Source organism: Ferrimicrobium sp., from assembly GCF_027364955.1.
In the GTDB taxonomy this organism is placed as follows: domain Bacteria; phylum Actinomycetota; class Acidimicrobiia; order Acidimicrobiales; family Acidimicrobiaceae; genus Ferrimicrobium.
Window position 1 is genome coordinate 1 of the sequence record NZ_DAHXOI010000031.1, and the last position, 19,504, is coordinate 19,504.

Below are 19,504 nucleotides of genomic sequence, written 5' to 3' on the forward strand. Positions count from 1 at the left end.
AGTGACCGTCTCCAGGTACGGAAGCATTACCCACTCTTCGTTCGGCGAGAACTTCGTCAAGAGCCCAATGCACTGAGCGGAAAGCGAGACCCCCCATGCGAGACCCATGCACAAACCCCCGGCCGCTACATGAGTGTAGCCGAGGAATGGGGAGGTGTCAAGTGACTTAGATCAGGACTCCAGTCGTGCCAGGAAGAGTGATCTCAACAACTCCTCCGTAGGCACAGAGACAGGTCGATCCAGCGACGAGCGCCGGTTCTCCACCGATCGTGGTAGTGGTCATTGGTAGCCAGGGAGCGAGGACAGGAACACACGGCATCGGCGTAAGAACTCCAAGTTTTGCCGCTGTTGCCGCAGCGACTTCAGGATTCGACAAGGTATTACACATGTCAAAGGTGGGAATATTCGCTGGTGTCATATTGGCTATCGTGGCAGCTGGTCTGCCCTGGATGACTACCTTCGTCGCCGGGGGGACCTGGAGTACCGCTGGCGCTAGACCAAAGCTACACATGCAAAGAGCTTCGCTCACCACTGCTGGATTTCCCATCGCCTATTCTCTCCTATCAATCGCTGCGACTTCGCTTGGGGTGCAAAACCAACGAGCACCTCGCCATTCGCAATGCCAACGAATCACTCCATAAGGGTCACTGCCCACAGTAACACAACTAGCTTGCTGTCCGATGAATGCGCAACTTAACAGCTTCGATCGAACACCAAAATCGGTTACTCCTCGACATGCGGGCTGTCAATCAGGTCGAAGTAGGGGCCAAAGTCCGCTGCGACACAGAGTCGACCCAGCTTTTCAAGCTCTCGTTGTGTCGCTCGGATAATTTCTGCCATAGAGACCTCAGTATCACACTCGCTCGCCTCAAAGCATGCGCCGATGCAGATGTTGCGAATCGCACCTCCGGCTAACCGGAACGAATGCGCCATGAAGCCGAGATCGACATCCGATGCTCTAGGGACCGCTGGAGGAAGATAGTGCTCCCATATCAGCCTTCGTTCCCTGGGGCTTGGGACCGAAAAATCAACCACGACATCGATGCGACGAATGAATGCGGGATCCATGTTCGCACGTAAGTTCGTTGCCAGAATGGCAAGGCCATCGAAGGTCTCGATGCGCTGTAGGAGGTAAGCAACCTCGATATTTGCATATCGATCATGCGCATCCCCTCCCTCGGATCGTTTCCCAAAGAGTGCGTCGGCTTCATCGAAGAAGAGGACGCCGTTCATCCCGATCGCTTCGTGGAAAATGGCCTCAAGGTTCTTTTCCGTCTCACCAACATACTTGTCGACGACGGTCGCAAGATTGATGGTGAACAGGTCCAGGCCGAGCTCGTTGGCGATCACCTCGGCCGACAAGGTCTTGCCAGTACCTGACTCACCGAAGAAGAGCACCACCACCCCAGTGCCCCTACCAGAACTCGGCCGAATCCCCCACTTTTGCGCGAGAAGGCCCCGGTGACGAACTCGTCGCGCGATCATATGGAGTCGATCCTCAATCGGTCGACTCACAATCAGATCATCCCAAGTAGCGACGGGATGTATGCGTTGGGCAAGACGTGCCAACCCAGTGCCGCCTTGGAGTCGCGCGCCTACGACCACATCGTCTGGCTGCACGAAGCGATCCTTTGCCCTTGCAATGCCACTGGCGAAACGCCATGCATCGAACAGCTGCTCTGGCCCCAAGTTAAAGGGATCCAGTGCATCGACAAACGCCGCCAGCAAACCGGCCTCCAAAGGACGAGTGATGAAAGAACCAAGGAGGCGTTCGCGTCCTGACCGGCCAAGTGGTGACACTTCACAGATGTGAGGCAAACGCCTTGACCAATGCGCATCCCATGGCGCCTGTCCGTACACAATGACTGGATGATCCGCATCGACCAGTCGACGCAACGATCGAGATCCATCAGCGAACAGACTCTCAATCGGTCCAACGAGAAGCCCAGCCCCCATCAAACGCGCGCCCAAGAGAAGCTGATCCATCTGTTCGTCAAGGTCTTCAGTGGCCTTGATGGTGCCAGCATCAACCACGAGAGTACCGACTCCAACTCGATCAAATGCGGCTACCCCCAACACTCGAGCAGTGGATCCAGGCGGGCTCAGGAGGTACACCAGACCAGAACCCCTGCACATGAGGTCGGTCAGCGCAGTCACTTCCTCATCGAGTACCGCAGGGGACAAGGCCCTTAAATCTTGTGCCACCTCGAGTTCCGGTCGAAGATCCAGTGCGACGCCTCCAAGAAGGAAGTCCACCACCTCGTCGTTGACCCTTACTTCGCGATGAAGGAAAGGGTCCTCTTGGGAGCCAAGCTGAAGAAGTCCAGAGGCCAAAAGCACGCTTCCGGGCCGCAAATGTTGTCGTAACTCCCCATCGCTGTCCGAACTACCGCAGAGCTCAAGCGCGACACCAACACTCACTCGACGGCAAGTGACGTCATCATTCAAGAATGCATAGAGGCGCTCAAACCTACGATCAAGGTCAGGAGCTGCTGCTACAACAAGCAGGAAAACGTCGATCATGTCCAATCCAAAGCGCTTCATGAGCGAATCGAGAGGGCTCAGACCTCGATATCGAGTCCTTGCAAGAACGTCCAGCCTCTCACCACCAGGTAGAATCGCGGCCAACTCGGGCTCAATCCGCTCGAGTTTGCCTGAACTCACATCCTGGAGCGCCCGATCGACATCCTCATCAGAGAGGTAGAGCCCACGAAGAACGTCGGTAAGATCGATGCCACTATCGCGGCGAGCGTCAAGGAGGACACGAATCCGGCGCTTAATGAGCGCAAGCTGGGCAACAAGATCAGCACTTGGGGACATGAAGAACTATCTCATTGCAACTGATCGGACAATGGCGCGCTGATGCCAAGGCAGCCCCCTCAACTGCTAGCCTCGCCGCCAACACCCTTGTGATGAAGCCGAAGGTACGAATGCGTCGACACGTTGGCAGGGGATGGGACAAAGGCAGCATCTCTCTGTGCAGGCAAAACAAGCTGGACGCAGCCCACAATCGCGCAAACACAAATCCAACGCCAGCGGTAGAGTTTGCTGGGCACGCTATCTTCGCCAAGCGTGGACTGTCTTGCACTAGAGTTTGGAGTCCCGTGCCGACCGGTGCAATGGACCGGTAACCGATTCAAGTACACAAACCACCGTTCGATCGCCCGCCGCCCAGCTTCCGACTGAGGGCAAAAGATAGGTGAAGAACAACTTCGAACGCTCATAGGGCACACCTACAAAGCCCGCAAAGCGGTCGAGACACTCTCCATTGGCCTCAGCATCAAGCGACTGTGGATAGCTCGCCGATGGCCCACCCGGAACCTTGGCGAGCCCAAAAACCTGTTGAGTGTGAGGTTCGCTACAGGGGATAACCGTGATTGAGGTCAAGTCCGCTTGAATTTTTTTGGGCGGCACGAGGCACTGACCTACTGTGAGTTTGAAGACCGAGACTGTTTTTGTGCTACTCGACGAGATGAGTCCGCATGCAGAGGCTACGCTGGCCAACAGCACAACCAGCAACACCTTGATGGGACGAATCCCTACGCGCAGAGCACTCGTCTGCTCTCTCTTTGTCATCCCCACGGCCCCGATTCTAGCTCGATACCGCAACTCGCCTCTAGCCCAAATGCCAACACGTCCTCGAGGACGAGTGCGCTCCCATCTACCGATGATTCGTCGCATAGAACACCACACCCACGTTCCTAAAAAATCGCGGGCAAAATCCAGAGAATGGGCCATCTCAAACCCTGCCTGACATGATCAATCGTGCTAAAATATCGCTTCGGATAGTGCTGAAGATTGTGTGCCTGTGTGCAGCATCACTCCCAGTGGCTCGTGCTGCTTTTCAAGAGGGGTTAGTGAGTGAGCCGCCATCATCGTGGAGTCGTGTGCCAGCTCGGGGGAGGGATAAGGATGGCGGTGAACGTCAATGCGAGACTGACCGACGCGTTGGAATCTACCACGGCTGACACCTTCTGCATCCCCAGCGGAGCAACTCCTGGGGGCGTCGCGTCTCTGCCTTTGACGCCTTCGAGAAAGCTCTCGCATACCCGAGTCTCAGCAAGGCAGCAAATCCGACTCACGTGTTGTCCCACAGTCAGCAACGAACCATCCTTATCGAGGTGCTCACTTAAACAACGCAACGACAGCGACACGACACGACGAAGAGTCGATGTCCAGCAGCTCGTTCATGGTCTTCGGACTAAGAAAGAACAGCATCACTGGGGGAGGGGGTGCGAGACAAAGGACCAGCGACCCGACGACGACAGCGTTGGTCCATCTCCTAACTTCTGGCACCAATACCACGACAACGCATGTGGGGTCTGCGACGTTGATCAAGTCAAAAACTCGGCTACCCGAGCGGCGGAGACGAAGGGCAGCCTCGCTGGAATTGCCGTCAACACAGGACTCCTGACGTTCGAATCTCGCCTCACCAGCGCCTTTGGCATCGTTGAACCGAGGTCGACCAACACAGATCGCTGGTTCTCCCACGCGGGGAGGAGCTTAGCCCGGCATCACATCACAGGTGAGCGGTCATTTGGCATAGAGGCTTGGAGGTTGTGGGGCCATGATACCCTTCGCGGCTATGGCGTGGCCGGAGCGTCGCGCCTTCCTACTTGTCGAACATTAGTGACCATCATCCACCCCTGGATAGGTTCAAGCGATAGCCAGGATGATGGAGAGTTCACTGCTCGCTCTTCCTGCTACTTACCGCCAGCGACCGCCCATTTTGCAACAGGTAGGTGCTGGAGTGGTGCTGCAGTGCCATCGAACCTTCAGGGAGCCAGATCATGATTCATCACATCGATACGGCCGTTGAGTCGTTCGTGAGGCAGGTCGTGGGCGTTCCAAACCATGTCGCTGATGTGGTATTCGCCGCACCCAGCGCAATCACCGACTCCTCGATGGCGCGCCCCACCTTTGCGATTTACCTCTGGCAAATCGTTCCGCACCACAGCCTGAGTCGCGGAGGATTCGAAGATCACCTCGTTGGCTCTCGGCCCGCGCGAAGACCACCCTCCCCGTTCCTGAAGTTTCGCTATTTCATCACGGTGAGCGCCGGAGAGTCTCGAGATGAGCATGCGTTGCTCGGGGAGATCTTAACCTCGGTACTTGCACACGACAAGCTCCCACAGGAAACTCTCCCAGAACCGCTCAAGGGTCTTCGTATCGGCCTTGAACTAGCTGACGAGGGAGAGGAGTTCCCCGCGTCCTTGCTTGAAGCGAATAAGATCCGGTTAGGCCTCTCGATTACCGTCGCAGTTCCTGCAGAGATTGGCGAGTGGATACAACGGGGTGCTCCTATCGAGTCTGTCGCTTTATCGGCCTCTTCCATCGCTTCACCGACTCCAGCGCGAGCGGGCCGTGCCGGTGAGCAGCCACTGCGGAAAAGACGCGACGGTTCCGCCATTGTCATGGAGGGAAGATCGGAGAACAGCAAGGAGACTCCCTCATGACGACAGAGTCGCGACTTCGCTGTCAGGTGGTCGAGTCGACTCAGGCTCTAATACCTGGGGAACCCGCATCGATTGTTCTTGCGGTGACGAACGCGAGTGCCGTCATCGATGCCATTCGCGTCAACGTGGAGGGACCACCGGAGATCCATTGGAACGTCGAGCCTGAGCTGCTGGCGCTCTTTCCCGACGACAGCGGACAAGTGGTCATCCATCTCGATCCTCAGCTTGGGCTCGACGCAGGTGATCTCGACATCAACGTAGTGGTCGTTGCCACGAGCGACCCAGATGCACCCGAAGCGTTGCCCTTTCGCTTCACCGTCGCACCCGTGGCAGGCATCGCGCTGACCAGTTCGCCTACCAAACTCGTCAAACACGCTCGTGGGGTCTTCAAGCTCGACTGCACCAACGATGGCAACACTCCACTTGACATCGACTTTGGTGCTCAAGAATCTACTCATGCGTTGCGATTCACCTACGCACCACCGACGATGCGTCTGCGCCCAGGCGAGCACGCTCTCGTTTCCGTCGGGGTGCGCACAAAACGCAAGCTTCTTGGCAACGAGATCGCCTACCCGATCGATCTCATCGCAACTGCGCCAGAGACCCAAGCAAACCAACAGGTGACCTTCACTCGCCGTCCGCTCATCCCACGAGGTGCGCGCACGCTGCTCGTTCTCGGCGCGATCGTCGCAGCCTGGGCCATCATCGTTGTCGTTGCACTCACTCATGCGCTCGGCGCCTCACCTCTGTCGAAGGTTGTTCCAGCATCCTTCTACGCAACCTCTCACTCCAGCGGAACCGCACCCGCAGGAGCGGTCCCAAAGAGCGGTATCGCCATTGGCATCGGCGGAACGCTCACCGGTTCGGTGGATGCCGCTAGCACCGGCAACGGCGTGGGAAGAGTGACCGTCCAGGCCTTCAACATCAATGGTTCCCATGTCTCTCTCGTCGCCTCAGCGGCGACGACCTCCGCCGGTGTATGGTCAATCCCTGGCCTCGCACCCGGGACCTATGCGCTTGACGTCTCCGCCCCCGGGTACCAGACCACCTGGTATCCCAACACCACTTCGATTGCCACTGCGAAGCTGATCCACGTTCAGTCCTTGTCGACTATCGGGAACCTGCGCCTGGTAGCCCATGGACTCCCGGGCGCCATCAGTGGAACGGTCAACTCCGGGGAGGATCCTTCGCCTCCCATCACTGTCACTGTCTTGCCGGAGACGGGCTCGAATACCCCAAGCGGAGCCAAACCGCTTGCAACCACCACCGTCAACGCACAAGGTGACTACTCGCTGGCGAACCTGCCGACACCAGGGACCTATGACTTGAGCTTTAGCTCCGCTGGCTTCGGAGTGGGTCAAGCCGTGGATACCCTGACGGGAGGTCAACACTTCGTCGCTAACACGGTCGTCTTAACCGCGAGCCCTGGCACGATCACCGGCACGGTCACCGCTGCTGGTCAGCCCTTGGGCGGGGTCACGGTCACCGCAACGGGATCTGGGACAAAAGTTACCACCGCAACCCCAACCAGTGGACCGGTCGGGACCTATCTGCTGGCGAACCTGCCGACACCAGGGACCTATGCCATCACCTTTTCGGCACCCGGATACGGGTCAACGAGCGTCGCTGAGCAGCTCGGACCTGGTCAGAGCCTCTCGAACATCAACGTAGCGCTCACGGGAGGTGCCGGTGATGTCTCCGGGACCGTTACCTCGAGTTCAGGAGGTCCTCTCGGCGGCGTCACGGTCACGGCCAACACTGAATCGAGTGCCGTCACCACCACCACGGCGACCACCGGAGCGGAGGCGGGCTCCTATCTGCTGGCGAACCTGCCGACACCAGGGACCTATGCCATCACCTTTTCGGCACCCGGCTATCAATCACAGACCGTCGACGTTACCCTTAGCACCAACGCCACTGCTTCAGGCATCAACGCCACCTTGGCGCCCGCCACAGGCACCGTCGAAGGACTTGTTGAGACCGCAAGCGATCAGGGTTTAGCCGGGGCGAGCATCACCCTCTCGAACGGATCGACGACAATCACCACCGTAACTGCATCAACCCCTGCCGGGAGCTACGAGCTGCCAGAGGTTGCACCAGGGACCTATGCCATCACCGCAACGCTCAACGGGTACCAATCCAATACCGTCGAGGTACAGGCGGTGGCCGGCAAGACCGTTACCGCACCCAACCTCGTACTCACCTCCTCGGGACAAGCGAGCTAGCATGCGCCTCTCGGTCAACCCCTCGCGTCAGAACGTCGAACCCGGCCAAGAGGCGACCTTCACCCTTGAGGTGACCAACACCAGTAGCGTCATCAGCGGCCATCAAGTTCGTATACTCGGCCTTGACCAGGCCTGGGTCCAGATCGATGACCCTACGATCTCATTGTTCCCTGATACCAGCACATCAACTACCATCCACATCAATCTCCCCGCAACGCTTCCATCAGGGACCCGTCAGTTTGTTATTGAGGTCGAGTCGCTGACCCCGCCGACAGAGACCGATCAGGTGCGCTGTGACATCGTCATCCCTGAGCGCACCCAGATGCGTCTCTCTCTGGATCCACCAACCACGACCGCCGGCAAGGAGGCACGAATCGGTGTCCTCGTGGACAACCGGGGAACCGGGGAGGTGTCCACATCACTCACCGGAAGCGATGAACCCCAACAGATCGCCTTTAGCTTTGAGCCCGGGGATCTCAGTCTGCAACCGGGTGAGAAACTCCTCGTCTCGGCGATACTCCGAGCTAAGCGTCCATGGCTTGGTAGCCCAAAGCTGCGGAGCTTCCGAATCGCGACCACCTCCTTAGGCGAAGGGGTCATTGCCCAAGGATCCTGGGTCCAGAACCCACGCCTTAGCCGTGGCGTCCTCGCTCTCCTTGGACTCGTCGTCGCCGGTACCATCTTTGCAGCCGTCATCGCTGGTTCGCTCTCCCAAGTCGTCGATCGATCTAACGCCAACAGCACCCTCGCCCTCCAAGTGGCACAGGCTGCGCAGACGAAAGCGGTGACCGGAACTGGTTCGATCGCCGGGACCGTCGATCTGGCGACGTCGCACGCCCCCGTCAGTGGCGTCACCGTCGATCTCTATCAGCCCTCAAACCTCACCGCTCCCGCAGCCTCAGTCGCCACAACCACCCAAGGAACCTACCGTTTCTTGAACCTCGCGGCTGGTTCCTATGATCTGTCCTACACAGGTGCGGGCTTCAGTGAACTCTGGTACCCAGGAGTATCTGCGAGCAACCATGCCAAACCGGTGCAACTGCGTGATGGGCAGCGGCTCACGGGTGTCAATATCTCGATCGGTGCATTGCCCGTCTCAATTTCCGGCAAGGTAACAGGACTTCCTGCCACCGGAGCAACCCTTGCCTTGCAGCTTCCAACGAGCAATCCGCTGACGTCGGTCTCGGCAAGTTCAACGGCACCCGCATCAGCGACTCCCAATGGAGTTGTCGTCGCCTCAACCACACTTGGAACAAACGGCACCTTCTCATTCTCGAACATTCCTTCGCCAGAGACCTACCAACTCGTCCTCACCAAACAGGGGGATGCACCTGTGGTCCAGACGGTTACCCTGAGTTCGGGGGTGAGCCAGTCAGGGATTGACCTTGTCCTCACGCCAGGTAACGGGGTGATCTCTGGGCTCGTCGAGGGTGCCCAAGGACCCATTGGGGGCGCCACCATCACGGCCACCGTCGGCACTACGACCATCTCCACTGTATCGCTAACCAACGCACCCCATGTCGGCTCGTTCACCGTCAACGGACTCGCGACACCGTCGAATGTAAGCCTGAACATTAGCGCAAACGGATACGCAGCCCAAACATTGGCCATTACCCTTGCGCCAAATCAACATGTCACTGGTATCGTCGTCAACCTGGCCCCAGGAATCGGCTCCATCAGCGGCGTGGTGACAACGCCAAGTGGGACTGCCCCTGGAGGTGTCACCGTCACTGCGACGTTCGGGTCCCATACACTCACGACCGTCACTGCCAGCACCGGAACGATCGGCTCCTACACCCTTGGGAATCTGGCAGTACCGGGCACCTACACCGTAACTTTTTCGCGTTCCGATCTGCTAAGTCAGACCGTGGTGGTCCAGCTCAACGCCACTATCCCTAACGCGATCAATACCAATGCCACCATGGTGGCAAACACCGCGACACTCACGGGAGTCGTTAGCGAATCAAATGGCAGCGGCATCGGCAACGCGACGGTTGAACTCGTCTCCGGTTCGGCAACATACTCCGTCCAAACCGCGACTTCACCGACCGCCGGTGCGTACAGCATCGTGGGCATCCAGCCCGGCACCTACACTCTCAACTACACTCGAGTCGGTGGCCTACCCATCTCGTCGATCGTTACCTTAACCGCCGGAGAGGACCTCACCAAAAACCAACAGCTTTCGCCTGCAGCGGCCATCACCGCACAGGTCGTCGAGGCAACATCGGGCCAAGCGGTTGCCGGTGCCCAGATCGATCTTTACCTCTCGTCCGATTATGCCCCTGGAGCGACCCCACTGGCCACCACGACAACCAATACCAGTGGCGACTTCACGCTGTCGAATCTTGAGGCACCTCAGTCCTATCTCATTACCGTGGCCTACCCGCCGGGTAGCGCCCCGAGTACCTCATACAATGTCACAACGCAAGAGGGGGTGACGGTCTGTGCAACCAACGGATCCACCACCACCTCGAGTTGTCAGATCTCCATTCAGGTGAACGGATGAACAACGCTATGACACCATCATTTGAAGTCGTGATTCCCGATGTCGCGCTCACCCCTGGGGAGCCGATATCGAGCGTGATCCGCATCCGCAACCTCTCCGATCGTTCGCTGAACCTCAGCTGTACCCTCCTCGGCCTTGAGGCGGCTTGGTACCAGCTTCCCCAAACCGTCTATGAGCTCGCACCATTGGCAACAATCGAGGCAGCATGCGTCTTGACCCTACCTCGCGGCTATCCTCCAGCCTCGCTGCCGCTCACCTTCGTCGCCACTGAGATCAACAACCCCTCGGCGCAGCAGCGGACTACCTTTACGCTCGAGATCGGTGATGCCCGCTCAGTGGCGATACGGCTTGATCCCGACGAGATCGATGGCCGACACCGCGGTCATTTCCGCGTCATCATCCGTAATCGAGGACAGAAGGCTGAGCGCTACCGCCTGGTCGCAAAGGTGACCGACCAGTCAGCCAGAATTCATCTCGACGATCCCACCCCTCTCGTGCTCCCAGGGCAAGAGACCACCATCAATGGCAGCATCGCGACGAGGGCGAAACTCAGTGGGGCGTCGAGGCGTTTCCCCTTCTCGATCAGCGCACAAGGCCCTTCCCAGCCAGCCGAGGTCACCGGTGCCTTCGTGGCTCGCGCTGAACTCGGCACGAAAACGGCGAAAGTCGCCGTCCTCTTAGCGGTGCTTCTCGTCTGGGGAGCCCTCGCCTCGATCGGCATCACCGCATTTGACAACAGTCTCCACAAAAAGGCGATTGCCGCTCAATCGGTATCCAACCCCACCGCCCAACCCACGAAGGCAAAGGTCACTCCCACGTCGAGCACCTCGCCGTCGTCGAGCACCTCGCCGTCGTCGCACCCCTCGTCCACTTCAACAACCCCATCGGCGGCTACATCCTCAGGGGTCACCCTGACCGGCACTGTGAGTGGACTCTCGCCTGGAGGAGTGACTGTTACCGCGACTCCTGTCTCAAACACGGCCCCAGCGACCGCAGCCAACCTCTCTGGACAACCCTCCAGTCAAGGAGTCGTCTATGGCAACTCCTCCAACACCATTACGGCCAACACCCAGCTTGGGTCCCAAGTCTCAACGACCACTGCTCCGGATGGAGCCTTCGTGCTGGCGGGTCTGCGCTCGGGGGTTAGCTACCTGATCACCTTCTCCAAGCCAGGATTTACCACCCACAAGATCCTGTTCTCTCCCACGAGTTCGAGTCGTCAGGTAACGCTGAATGTCCAATTAGTTCCAGGAACCGGGTCCCTCGGCGGCACGGTCACCGGAGCCAATGGCCCGCTTGGCAATGCCAAGGTGACGGTTACGAACGGGCTTTTAACCTTCACCACCCACACCTCCTCTGTGGGCAACGCGACCGGCACCTGGTCGATCACGCAAATTTCGACCCCTGGATCCTATCTGATCACCGCGAGCGCACCGAATTATGGTACCCAAGTGACCACCGTCACGCTGGGGCCCTCAGCTTCTCAATCGAACATCACCCAGCACCTTGTCGCGAATGTCGGTTCTATCACCGGCGTCATCAGCTCCGCCACCACCGATGGTCCACTCGGCGGGGCCACCGTCACCGCCTCCAACGGATCGACCGTCTACACAGCGACCACCTTTACGACCGGCGAGGTAGGAGGCTACATCCTCCCCAATCTTCCGATACCCGCCAACTGGACCATGACCTTTGGCGATCAAGGGTATCAGACCCAGACCGAACGAGTGGCTCTCTCCGGGAACACCACTGTCTCCACTGTCCTCTCTCAATCCGGTGGGAACCTGGCGGGAACTATCACACTCCCTGATAACTCTCCAAGTACCGCCACGACCACCATTGGTCTTGTCCTCAGTAACGGATCCGAGGTCTACAAGACGCTCTCCACCTCGCGCACCGCCGGGTCCTCCACCGTCTCGTACCAATTCCCCCAAGTACTTCCTGGCACCTATACACTCACCGCTGAGGGCTTCGGCTTTGAGACGACCTCCAAGGATGTCACACTCACCCCTGGAGCCACCACCAACGCCAACCTCACTATGAGCTCCGCGCCTGCCAACGGTATCGACACCGCGACGATCACTGGATCAGTCACCGCAGCCGTCGGAGGATCTCTTGCGGGCGTACCGATCGAACTCAATGGCACTCAGACAACCACCACCAATGCCAACGGCGCCTACTCCATCAACAACGTTCCACCGGGTGTCGCAACAATCACCGCCGTCGGAACGAAAGTGACGACCCAAAGCTCGAATGGCTATACCACAACCTCCCAACAGGTGAACGTACCCTCTGGTGGCACCGTTGTGGCCCCCACCATCGTCTTGGCCGAGTTATCCTCCATCTTCGGACAGCTCCTCGACGTCACTGACAATGAACCCATTAACCAGGCTCCGATTGCAGGGTGCACGGTGACCAGCGCTCAAGTGGACCTCACCCAGAATGGGAAGGTGATCTCCTCAACAAGCGTATCCTCCGCCGACGACTATAGCTTTACTGGCGTTGCCCCTGGCAACTACGTGCTCAAGGCAAGCGCGCACTGTTTTGAACCCATCCAGATTGCTGTCAACATCACCAACGGTCAGAATCTGACCCAGCAGTTCCTGTTGAGCACCACCCCGACCTACACCATTACCGTTGAGTCTTTAGCCAGCACATCCGGTGCCACGACGACACCACAACCTGTCGTTGGTGCCTGCGTGACGATCACCCCAAAGGGCTCGAGTACTATCCCGTCGTCGGTGCAACTGACATCGAGCACGGGAGTAGCCACGTTTGTGGATCTCTCGCTAGGGACCACGTATACGGTGACGATTGACCAGTATCTGAACGCTCCAACCAGCTGTGCCGACGCAGCGGGTACCGCGATCGCAACCCAATCGACCTCTTTTACCGCAGAACCCAATGGTGAAAGCAGCGACATCTTTCTCAACCCTCAGTTTGCGACCTTTGAACTCTCCAGTCTCGCTTTCCCCTTCGTCGACTCAGCTGTGGGTAGCTCCGTCATCGACTGCGTCATCGGTGGGACATCAAACCCCACCGGGTGTCCGACCACCGTTGCCGCATCGGGAGTCACCGTGACACTCACCGGGATCGACGGCTATAGCGCATCTTCGCTCGCCGGACAGGTGGAACAAACCACTATCCAAGCCAGCGCCTCCACCACTGGGGGTACGTGGACCTTCCCTGCGAGCACCTTAGACCAGCTCATCTCGAGTTCGGCGAGACTCAATATCAGCGCCGCCGGTTTCGAACCTTTCTCCCAAGCAGTTACCCTTCCTACCTCCGGTGGAAGCGGCCAGGGCTCGCTCACCGAGTTGCTCACCCCCGACCCCATCCAAGTCAGTCTTGCCGCGCCAAATGGCCTCAGTTCTGTGGACATTCAGCCGAACTCCATCGCTCCAACAAACGAAGACACCCTGAACGCCACCACAACGATAGCGGTCAACGCAACCGCAAATGGCTACTCGTGGTCAGATCCCGCTACCGGCTATTCGAGCGGCTATGCCGAACCAGGGATCTACGAGGTGCACGGGAGTGGACCAGGCATCGCACTCGTCCCTGAGACCGTGACGGTTGGTCTTTGCAGCACAAGCACAACCCCGTGCTCACAATCTATTGACCTTGCGAATACGACCCTAACGATCACCCCGACGAACCCACCGAACGGAGGATCCCTCGCTGCTGCTTTGGCCTGCCAGAGTTCAGGATCACTCACCCCACTCGGCACCTCAGTCGACTTCGTGCCAGGGTCGGCCGTGAAGGGATCAGTAGAGTTCGCAGGGCTCACAAGTTCCAGCGCTCAGTCAGTTGTAACCTCAGATTGCACCTCAGGGTCCTACATCTACGAGCTCTCACTCAACCAGGTACTGACCTACATCACGCCGAACCCAGTATCGGCGACCTCGACCTCTTACGCTGTTGTTCGCAAGCCAACACTGACCTATGCCGTTGGCACGCTACTTGGAGAGTCCTACTCGGGTGGGCCGACAGCTCCGGTGGCTAACACATCGATTTATCTCTGCCCATCGGGGTCATCTGGGTGTTCGGATTCGAGCAGCGTTGCCACCGGTGTGACTGACGCCAACGGCAACTTCCTCATCCCCTCAGTCGCGACCTATTCCTCCACCGGTATCACCAACTCCCTGTCTAGCAGCTCCTCTTACATCGTTGGCATCTCAGGTACCGCCTATGCGCAACCGGCCTTAACCCAGACCGTCACCCCAAACGGAACATCGACCCTCATCACCGTGACCGCCAACCCGATCACCCAAGAGGTGCAAGTCACCTACAGTGGATCAGCCACAACCTCCATAACCGTGACGCCCACCACAACCACGACTGGGGTAACGGCTGAAGCTCAGTCAGGGTCTGGCTCCTGTACTAGCTCAGGGTCTGGCACCAGTTGCACGGTTACCTTCACTTTTCAGTTGGCACCGACGCAGTGGACGTTTGAGATAACCGCCTCTGGCTATACCAACGCCACACTCGGTCCCTACAGCTACGAGCCTGGCAGCCAGCAAGGTGAGGTCTCGACAAGTATCCAGGAGGTCGACACACCGGTTTCTGGCACGGTCTACGTCTCAGCCAACGCAACGAGCCCCTCTTCAACGCCGATCGGCGGTCTCGCTTTGACACTTTCCTCGACCTCTTCGGGCAGCAATTTTACGTCAGAAAAGGCTACGACTACCTCTACCGGCACTTATTCGTTCGCAACCCCCGTGCCAGCGGGGAGTTATGAGATCACCGTCGCGTCGAGCTCTGGTTACCTCGAACAGACGCCAGTGTCATTTGCCACCAACTACCCGAATCCAACGGTGGACAACTTCACCGTCTACGCCCCAGCATCGTCGCTCGATATCACTCTTACCTCATCAACAGCGGCAAGCAGCTCAGATTTGGCTGGTGCCACTGTCACCCTTGCAGCATCCGCAACGGCGACGACACCTGCTAGCTGTAGTAGTGGTGACCCGCTCCTGGCCCAGCCTCCCAGCGCCACCCAGACTACAACGGCTGTCGCAACGACCGCAGGAACCACAACCACCTACAGCGCCGACTTTGCCAGCGTTCCTCCCGATGTCTATACGATCAGCGTCAGCGGTCCCGATATCCCCCCACAACCCTCCCCGCTCCCAACCGTGACCATCTGCCCCGCTGAGACCAGCCCGGTGGCCGCGACCGTCACTGTCGATCAAGGTGTGGCGAGTGGTTCCGTCACGATCTCCCCGAGTCCGACCTCCGCCATCACGGTGACCATCACTGCCACCCCGCCGTCGGGCTCGACAGTCGTGCAGACCACCTGCACCGCAACGTCAACTACCAGCACAGATACCTGCAGCAATTATCAACTCACTGGCCTCGCCTATGGGGTGACCTACACCATCACCGCAACAGCGCCTAATTACACCAATACGACTGGCTCTACTACCAGCTACACCTTTGAACCTACGAACACGAATCCCGCGAAAAGCGGCGACGACTTCACGTTGACCGCCAACTAGTTATGCGATGCCTGCTCTAGCCTCAGCAAAACGAGGCTGAATTCCTAAGCGCCATCATCGCCAGGCTAGCCCATCGATTCAGCAGCGACCAGCGAGATCAATGAGCAAGTAAGACGATGATGATGACCAGCAGTATGACCGATCCGGTGATCCCCACCACCAGCGGCCATAGCAGACGGGGCTCGGGCTCTGGCTCCGGTTCGGGAATTGGCTCAGGTTCTGGGATCGGTTCGGGAATTGGCTCAGGTTCTGGGATCGGGGTTGGCGGGCGCAGGTCCGCCCCACAGCGGATACAGATCATCCTTGAAAGCTTGTTGGGCTCCTGGCAACGCGGGCAACGAATATTCACAATTGCCTGACGCCCACTCGTGCCTGGCAGTCTTCGCAATCCAAAGGACTGGCTTAAGTCCGACTCTTCAGAGGATCGTGCTGCTTGGGTCCAAAACAGGGGATAATCGCAGTTACGGCAGAAGGCCTCTGCGTCGCGATTCACCTCCTCGAAGTAGCTCTCCGTACCACAACTCGGACAGGTCACTACCACCATCATCGGCCCTCACCCCACACCAGATGCATACCAATCTCTGTCATGTTCGTCTCCCTGAACGGCACGACTCGCGAGCACTGAATCCTCTTGCTAGCGACAATCGCGTGGTGACCTACCGGCCACTTCCGCATCTGAGGCCGCTCGTTCTGATCAATGTTTATTCGATCAAAGTTCATTTGTGTCTCCAACAATACCCATCCCCATGACACTTCACTTGTCGACTCCCTCAACCACTGCTCAATTGATCGACACCGTACTACCGACAACTGACACACTTGAGGAACCCTGGACCGCGACCGTGGATCCCTTGAGTGTCGCTGCTCCATCCGACTGGACCGAGAGCGATCCGGTTGCGGCAACCGTTACGGTGGCTCCTTTCAGCTCTAGCTGGCCATCTGCCTCAATCGAGATGGAAGACCCCTTGATGGTGATCGCTCCGCTCCCTGCGACGGTGATATTCGAACTCCCGGCCACGATATCGATCGGCGTCCCACTCGGTACTTGGACGGCGAGCTTATCCTTACCGAGATGGATCAGGTTATTACCCCCAGCAAGCACGAGCTCAATCGCCTGGGTTGCAGAGGTAGTGCCATCGAGAAACTTGAAATAGTGTCCTAACCGCGACTGGATCTGTCTGGCCTGCACCTTACCATCACTCACATCCGGGGTTGGGATCACCGACTGCGACCCGTAGAGCCCTCCAATCACGACGGGCAACCGAGTATCCCCACCCTCAAAGCCGACGAGCACCTCATCGTTGACTTCAGGGACAAAGACCGACCCACGGTTGTCGCCACCGCCGATACCTGCAAGGCGAGCCCAGTCACTTTCATCATTTGAGCTCAAGCCAGGAAAACGTACCTTCACCCTTCCCTGGTTGTTGGGGTCGTTGATATTGGTCACGAGACCCACGATGAGACCGGGATGGGAAACAATCGATCGATGACGATCACCACCACCCTTGCCCTGACCGAGCACACTTCCGCGTCGGCGATCACCACAACGAAAGCGCATCAAGGAACCGCGATGTGGGCGATAGCTAAACTCGAGAGCGGTCACGGGATAGTCACCACTGAGTGGTCCAGCGTTGGCAACTTCCACAACATCGGTGAGTTGTAACGCGACACTGGCGTCAGCGACCCCCCAAGCCTCGACCGAGGAGGCCAGTTGGTGATCTAGGAGCGACTGGCTCAGCATCTTGGCTTCCGACTGGGTGCGCGCGCCGACCGAGGAGGTTACCACCGTCGCCTTTCCAAAGGCATCGCTCGTTTTGGTCGCAATCTCCGACAACTGCGAGGAAGCCAACACCGCCTTGGTTGCCTCCGAAGACTCACCGGTCACCGTCTGCTGTTGGTCGCGATTCCAACCGTCTACCACGAAGCTATCCGCGTGGTAGCCGGTCGCGCGTGCTGAAAAGGAACGGAGCGTACTCCCGAGTGATAGCTTGACGCTTGTGCCCTTGGCAGGCGTCGCGAAGTGTAGCGTCTTGCCCTTGACCCACCAATCACATCCCGTGCGACTGGCGAGTTCGTCAATCAGGCCGAGGTTGGTGTCGACTTGAAGGAGATAATCGACCTGTTGGGAGGCACCCGAGATGTCAGGGGTCAAGTTTGCTATCTGCGCCAACTGTGAAACCACCTGTTCGACAGTGGAGTTGAGGTAGGTTCCAACGGCGGTCATTCGAGCCAAGCGATGACTCAGATCATGGGCAACGACGATCAGCTCGGGCTGCTCTCCTTCACGTTGTTCACATCCCACTTCAGTGACCTCCCCCTCGACCAAGGGGCTCGAGGCACCGGGAATGGTCACCGTCAATGCGGTTCCAAGGCCCACCTTTCCTGCGTCAAGCAGAGCATAACCCGGGTCAAGCAGGCGCAGCGCGATCCTCCCCGGCTGCGCCAACTGCAGATCACAACGAACTTCGATCAATGCAGCCTGCCAGGATGCAGAGAGTTCTGAACCATCGAGCGAGATTGTAGGACTTAAGTCCACCGCCACTAGGCACTCCCTGGGATAGCAAGCAGTGTGCCGGGCTTGACCGCTAGGGGGTCCTCGACACCGTTGGCCTGTGCGATCACCCGCCAACTCGTTGCGTCGCCAAGGTGCAATGCTGCAATGCGGTCCAGAGTTTCGCCAGGTTGCACTCGATGGACGCGGTGAGGTCGCGGTGTTCCTGAGGTCGGGTTTTGCGGGCCAAAGGCCATGTCTTCCTGATACTGAGCAAGCACCAATCCTGCGCGAGCCCGAAGCGGTGTACCCGAAGAGGAGAAATACTCGAAGGTTAAATCAACCGAAGCAACCACCGCCTTAAAGGAGTGGAAGTCACCCCAGTGGAAGACGACCCACTGCGGTCTCGCGTTGTTGGAACTCGCCTTGGTGCCGGGCAGCTTTGAATCGACCTCCAAAAGCCCAACAAGCTTTGCGGTGTAGGTCGTCACGGCTGAACCGGTATCGGTGGTGTCAAAGAACAGCGTCAATCGCAACATCCCTGTTCCCGCCCCCGTATAGCGTAACGTAGGCGTAACTCCCCCCGGCATTGGATCACTCGCCCAACTATTGCGCAACTCAAGGGAAAGCTCTGCCGGGTTAAACAGACACGGGATCCTCTCCTTCCCCTCAGTCTCCAAAAAGGCCTTCGAGTCAGATGGACTTGCCACGACGCAACCTCTCGTTCACACAGATCTACAATGACTTACGCCTGGTAAGTCATCTTCTCTTCCTTGTATACACCAATACCACCCCCGCATCATCGATGTAGCCACGGGGGAGTAGGAATTCGTATTGGGTCTTCACTTCTTTCGTTCGAGCTTCTCGTACTGGAGGGTGATGGTCTCGACGGCGACCTCATTGGCGGAGGCTTCGAGGCTGGCGAACTCGATCTTGGAGGGCCAGGCGTCGTAGAAGTTCCAGCGAGCGGTCTCGACGAGGGCTGAGTCATAGACGACGACCGAGCCGTGACGGCGGGGTTTGGAGCGGTTGGTGACGGTCATGCCCTTGGTGCGTAGATCATTGAACCACTTCCAGATGTCGTCATCATCGGCCTTGAGCGGGGCGATGCGCTTCATGGTGAGCTCTCCGTTCCACTTGGGCTTTGCCATCACCTTGTGCTGGACGAGTTGGCCCTTGGAGGTTCGTTCGTTGAAGTCAGCGACCTCGATCTCGACGTTTAGGCCATCGATGCTGGTGACGTTGGTGACAAAGGCACTGTCGATCTCGATGTAGAAGTTGGTCGTCGTTAACGGGTCGTTCTTTAATAGGTTGAACTGTGCCAT

The 19,504-nt window shown here is 58.2% G+C and carries 11 protein-coding genes; 4 read left to right on the top strand and 7 right to left on the bottom strand.

Annotated features, from left to right (window positions below):
* Window positions 1–166 precede the first annotated feature (166 nt).
* The 3 genes from M7Q83_RS12515 to M7Q83_RS12525 form a co-directional block, all read right to left on the bottom strand.
* A complete protein-coding gene (locus M7Q83_RS12515; RefSeq protein WP_298339385.1) occupies window positions 167–547 on the bottom strand; it encodes a DUF4280 domain-containing protein in 381 nt (126 codons plus the stop codon).
* 176 nt (window positions 548–723) lie between these two features.
* Window positions 724–2,820 carry an ATP-binding protein gene (locus tag M7Q83_RS12520; protein ID WP_298339388.1) on the bottom strand — a complete coding sequence of 699 codons (2,097 nt, stop codon included), beginning with the start codon at window positions 2,818–2,820 and terminating at the stop codon, window positions 724–726.
* Window positions 2,821–3,087: 267 nt separating this feature from the next.
* Entirely contained in the window at window positions 3,088–3,576 is a 489-nt protein-coding gene (locus M7Q83_RS12525) for a septum formation family protein (protein WP_298339392.1), read from the bottom strand.
* A gap of 1,214 nt (window positions 3,577–4,790) precedes the next feature.
* Here M7Q83_RS12525 and M7Q83_RS12530 point away from each other — a divergent pair.
* From M7Q83_RS12530 to M7Q83_RS12545, 4 genes are read left to right on the top strand one after another with little or no spacing between them, the layout of a single operon-like run.
* Window positions 4,791–5,456: a Pvc16 family protein gene (locus M7Q83_RS12530; protein WP_298339395.1), complete on the top strand. Its 666-nt coding sequence runs from the start codon at window positions 4,791–4,793 to the stop codon at window positions 5,454–5,456.
* Entirely contained in the window at window positions 5,453–7,681 is a 2,229-nt protein-coding gene (locus tag M7Q83_RS12535; protein ID WP_298339398.1) for a carboxypeptidase regulatory-like domain-containing protein, read from the top strand. The genes M7Q83_RS12530 and M7Q83_RS12535 overlap by 4 nt, the downstream gene beginning before the upstream one ends.
* Before the next feature lies 1 nt (window position 7,682).
* Window positions 7,683–10,187 carry a carboxypeptidase-like regulatory domain-containing protein gene (locus M7Q83_RS12540; RefSeq protein ID WP_298339402.1) on the top strand — a complete coding sequence of 835 codons (2,505 nt, stop codon included), beginning with the start codon at window positions 7,683–7,685 and terminating at the stop codon, window positions 10,185–10,187.
* 8 nt (window positions 10,188–10,195) lie between these two features.
* A complete protein-coding gene (locus tag M7Q83_RS12545) occupies window positions 10,196–15,688 on the top strand; it encodes a carboxypeptidase regulatory-like domain-containing protein (protein ID WP_298339404.1) in 5,493 nt (1,830 codons plus the stop codon).
* Between the two features lie 97 nt (window positions 15,689–15,785).
* Here M7Q83_RS12545 and M7Q83_RS12550 read toward each other — a convergent pair whose 3' ends face one another.
* From M7Q83_RS12550 to M7Q83_RS12565, 4 genes are all read right to left on the bottom strand, one after another.
* Entirely contained in the window at window positions 15,786–16,235 is a 450-nt protein-coding gene (locus tag M7Q83_RS12550; RefSeq protein ID WP_298339407.1) for a zinc ribbon domain-containing protein, read from the bottom strand.
* A gap of 234 nt (window positions 16,236–16,469) precedes the next feature.
* Window positions 16,470–18,230, bottom strand: a complete 1,761-nt coding sequence (locus M7Q83_RS12555; RefSeq protein WP_298339410.1) for a phage baseplate assembly protein V — start codon at window positions 18,228–18,230, stop codon at window positions 16,470–16,472.
* Window positions 18,230–18,889, bottom strand: a complete 660-nt coding sequence (locus M7Q83_RS12560; RefSeq protein WP_298339412.1) for a LysM peptidoglycan-binding domain-containing protein — start codon at window positions 18,887–18,889, stop codon at window positions 18,230–18,232. Before M7Q83_RS12560 ends, M7Q83_RS12555 begins: the two co-directional genes overlap by 1 nt.
* A 132-nt stretch (window positions 18,890–19,021) precedes the next feature.
* Window positions 19,022–19,504, bottom strand: a 483-nt coding sequence (locus M7Q83_RS12565) for a phage tail protein (RefSeq protein ID WP_298339415.1), incomplete at its 5' end; no start/stop codon positions are given.

What these genes read in the sequence shown, in the direction of transcription:
- M7Q83_RS12530 (WP_298339395.1), top strand. Translation starts at nt 4,791, where the DNA reads ATGATTCATCACATCGATACGGCCGTTGAGTCGTTCGTGAGGCAGGTC.
- M7Q83_RS12550 (WP_298339407.1), bottom strand. Translation starts at nt 16,235, where the DNA reads ATGATGGTGGTAGTGACCTGTCCGAGTTGTGGTACGGAGAGCTACTTC.
- M7Q83_RS12535 (WP_298339398.1), top strand. Translation starts at nt 5,453, where the DNA reads ATGACGACAGAGTCGCGACTTCGCTGTCAGGTGGTCGAGTCGACTCAG.
- M7Q83_RS12545 (WP_298339404.1), top strand. Translation starts at nt 10,196, where the DNA reads ATGACACCATCATTTGAAGTCGTGATTCCCGATGTCGCGCTCACCCCT.
- M7Q83_RS12525 (WP_298339392.1), bottom strand. Translation starts at nt 3,576, where the DNA reads ATGACAAAGAGAGAGCAGACGAGTGCTCTGCGCGTAGGGATTCGTCCC.
- M7Q83_RS12540 (WP_298339402.1), top strand. Translation starts at nt 7,683, where the DNA reads ATGCGCCTCTCGGTCAACCCCTCGCGTCAGAACGTCGAACCCGGCCAA.
- M7Q83_RS12520 (WP_298339388.1), bottom strand. Translation starts at nt 2,820, where the DNA reads ATGTCCCCAAGTGCTGATCTTGTTGCCCAGCTTGCGCTCATTAAGCGC.
- M7Q83_RS12515 (WP_298339385.1), bottom strand. Translation starts at nt 547, where the DNA reads ATGGGAAATCCAGCAGTGGTGAGCGAAGCTCTTTGCATGTGTAGCTTT.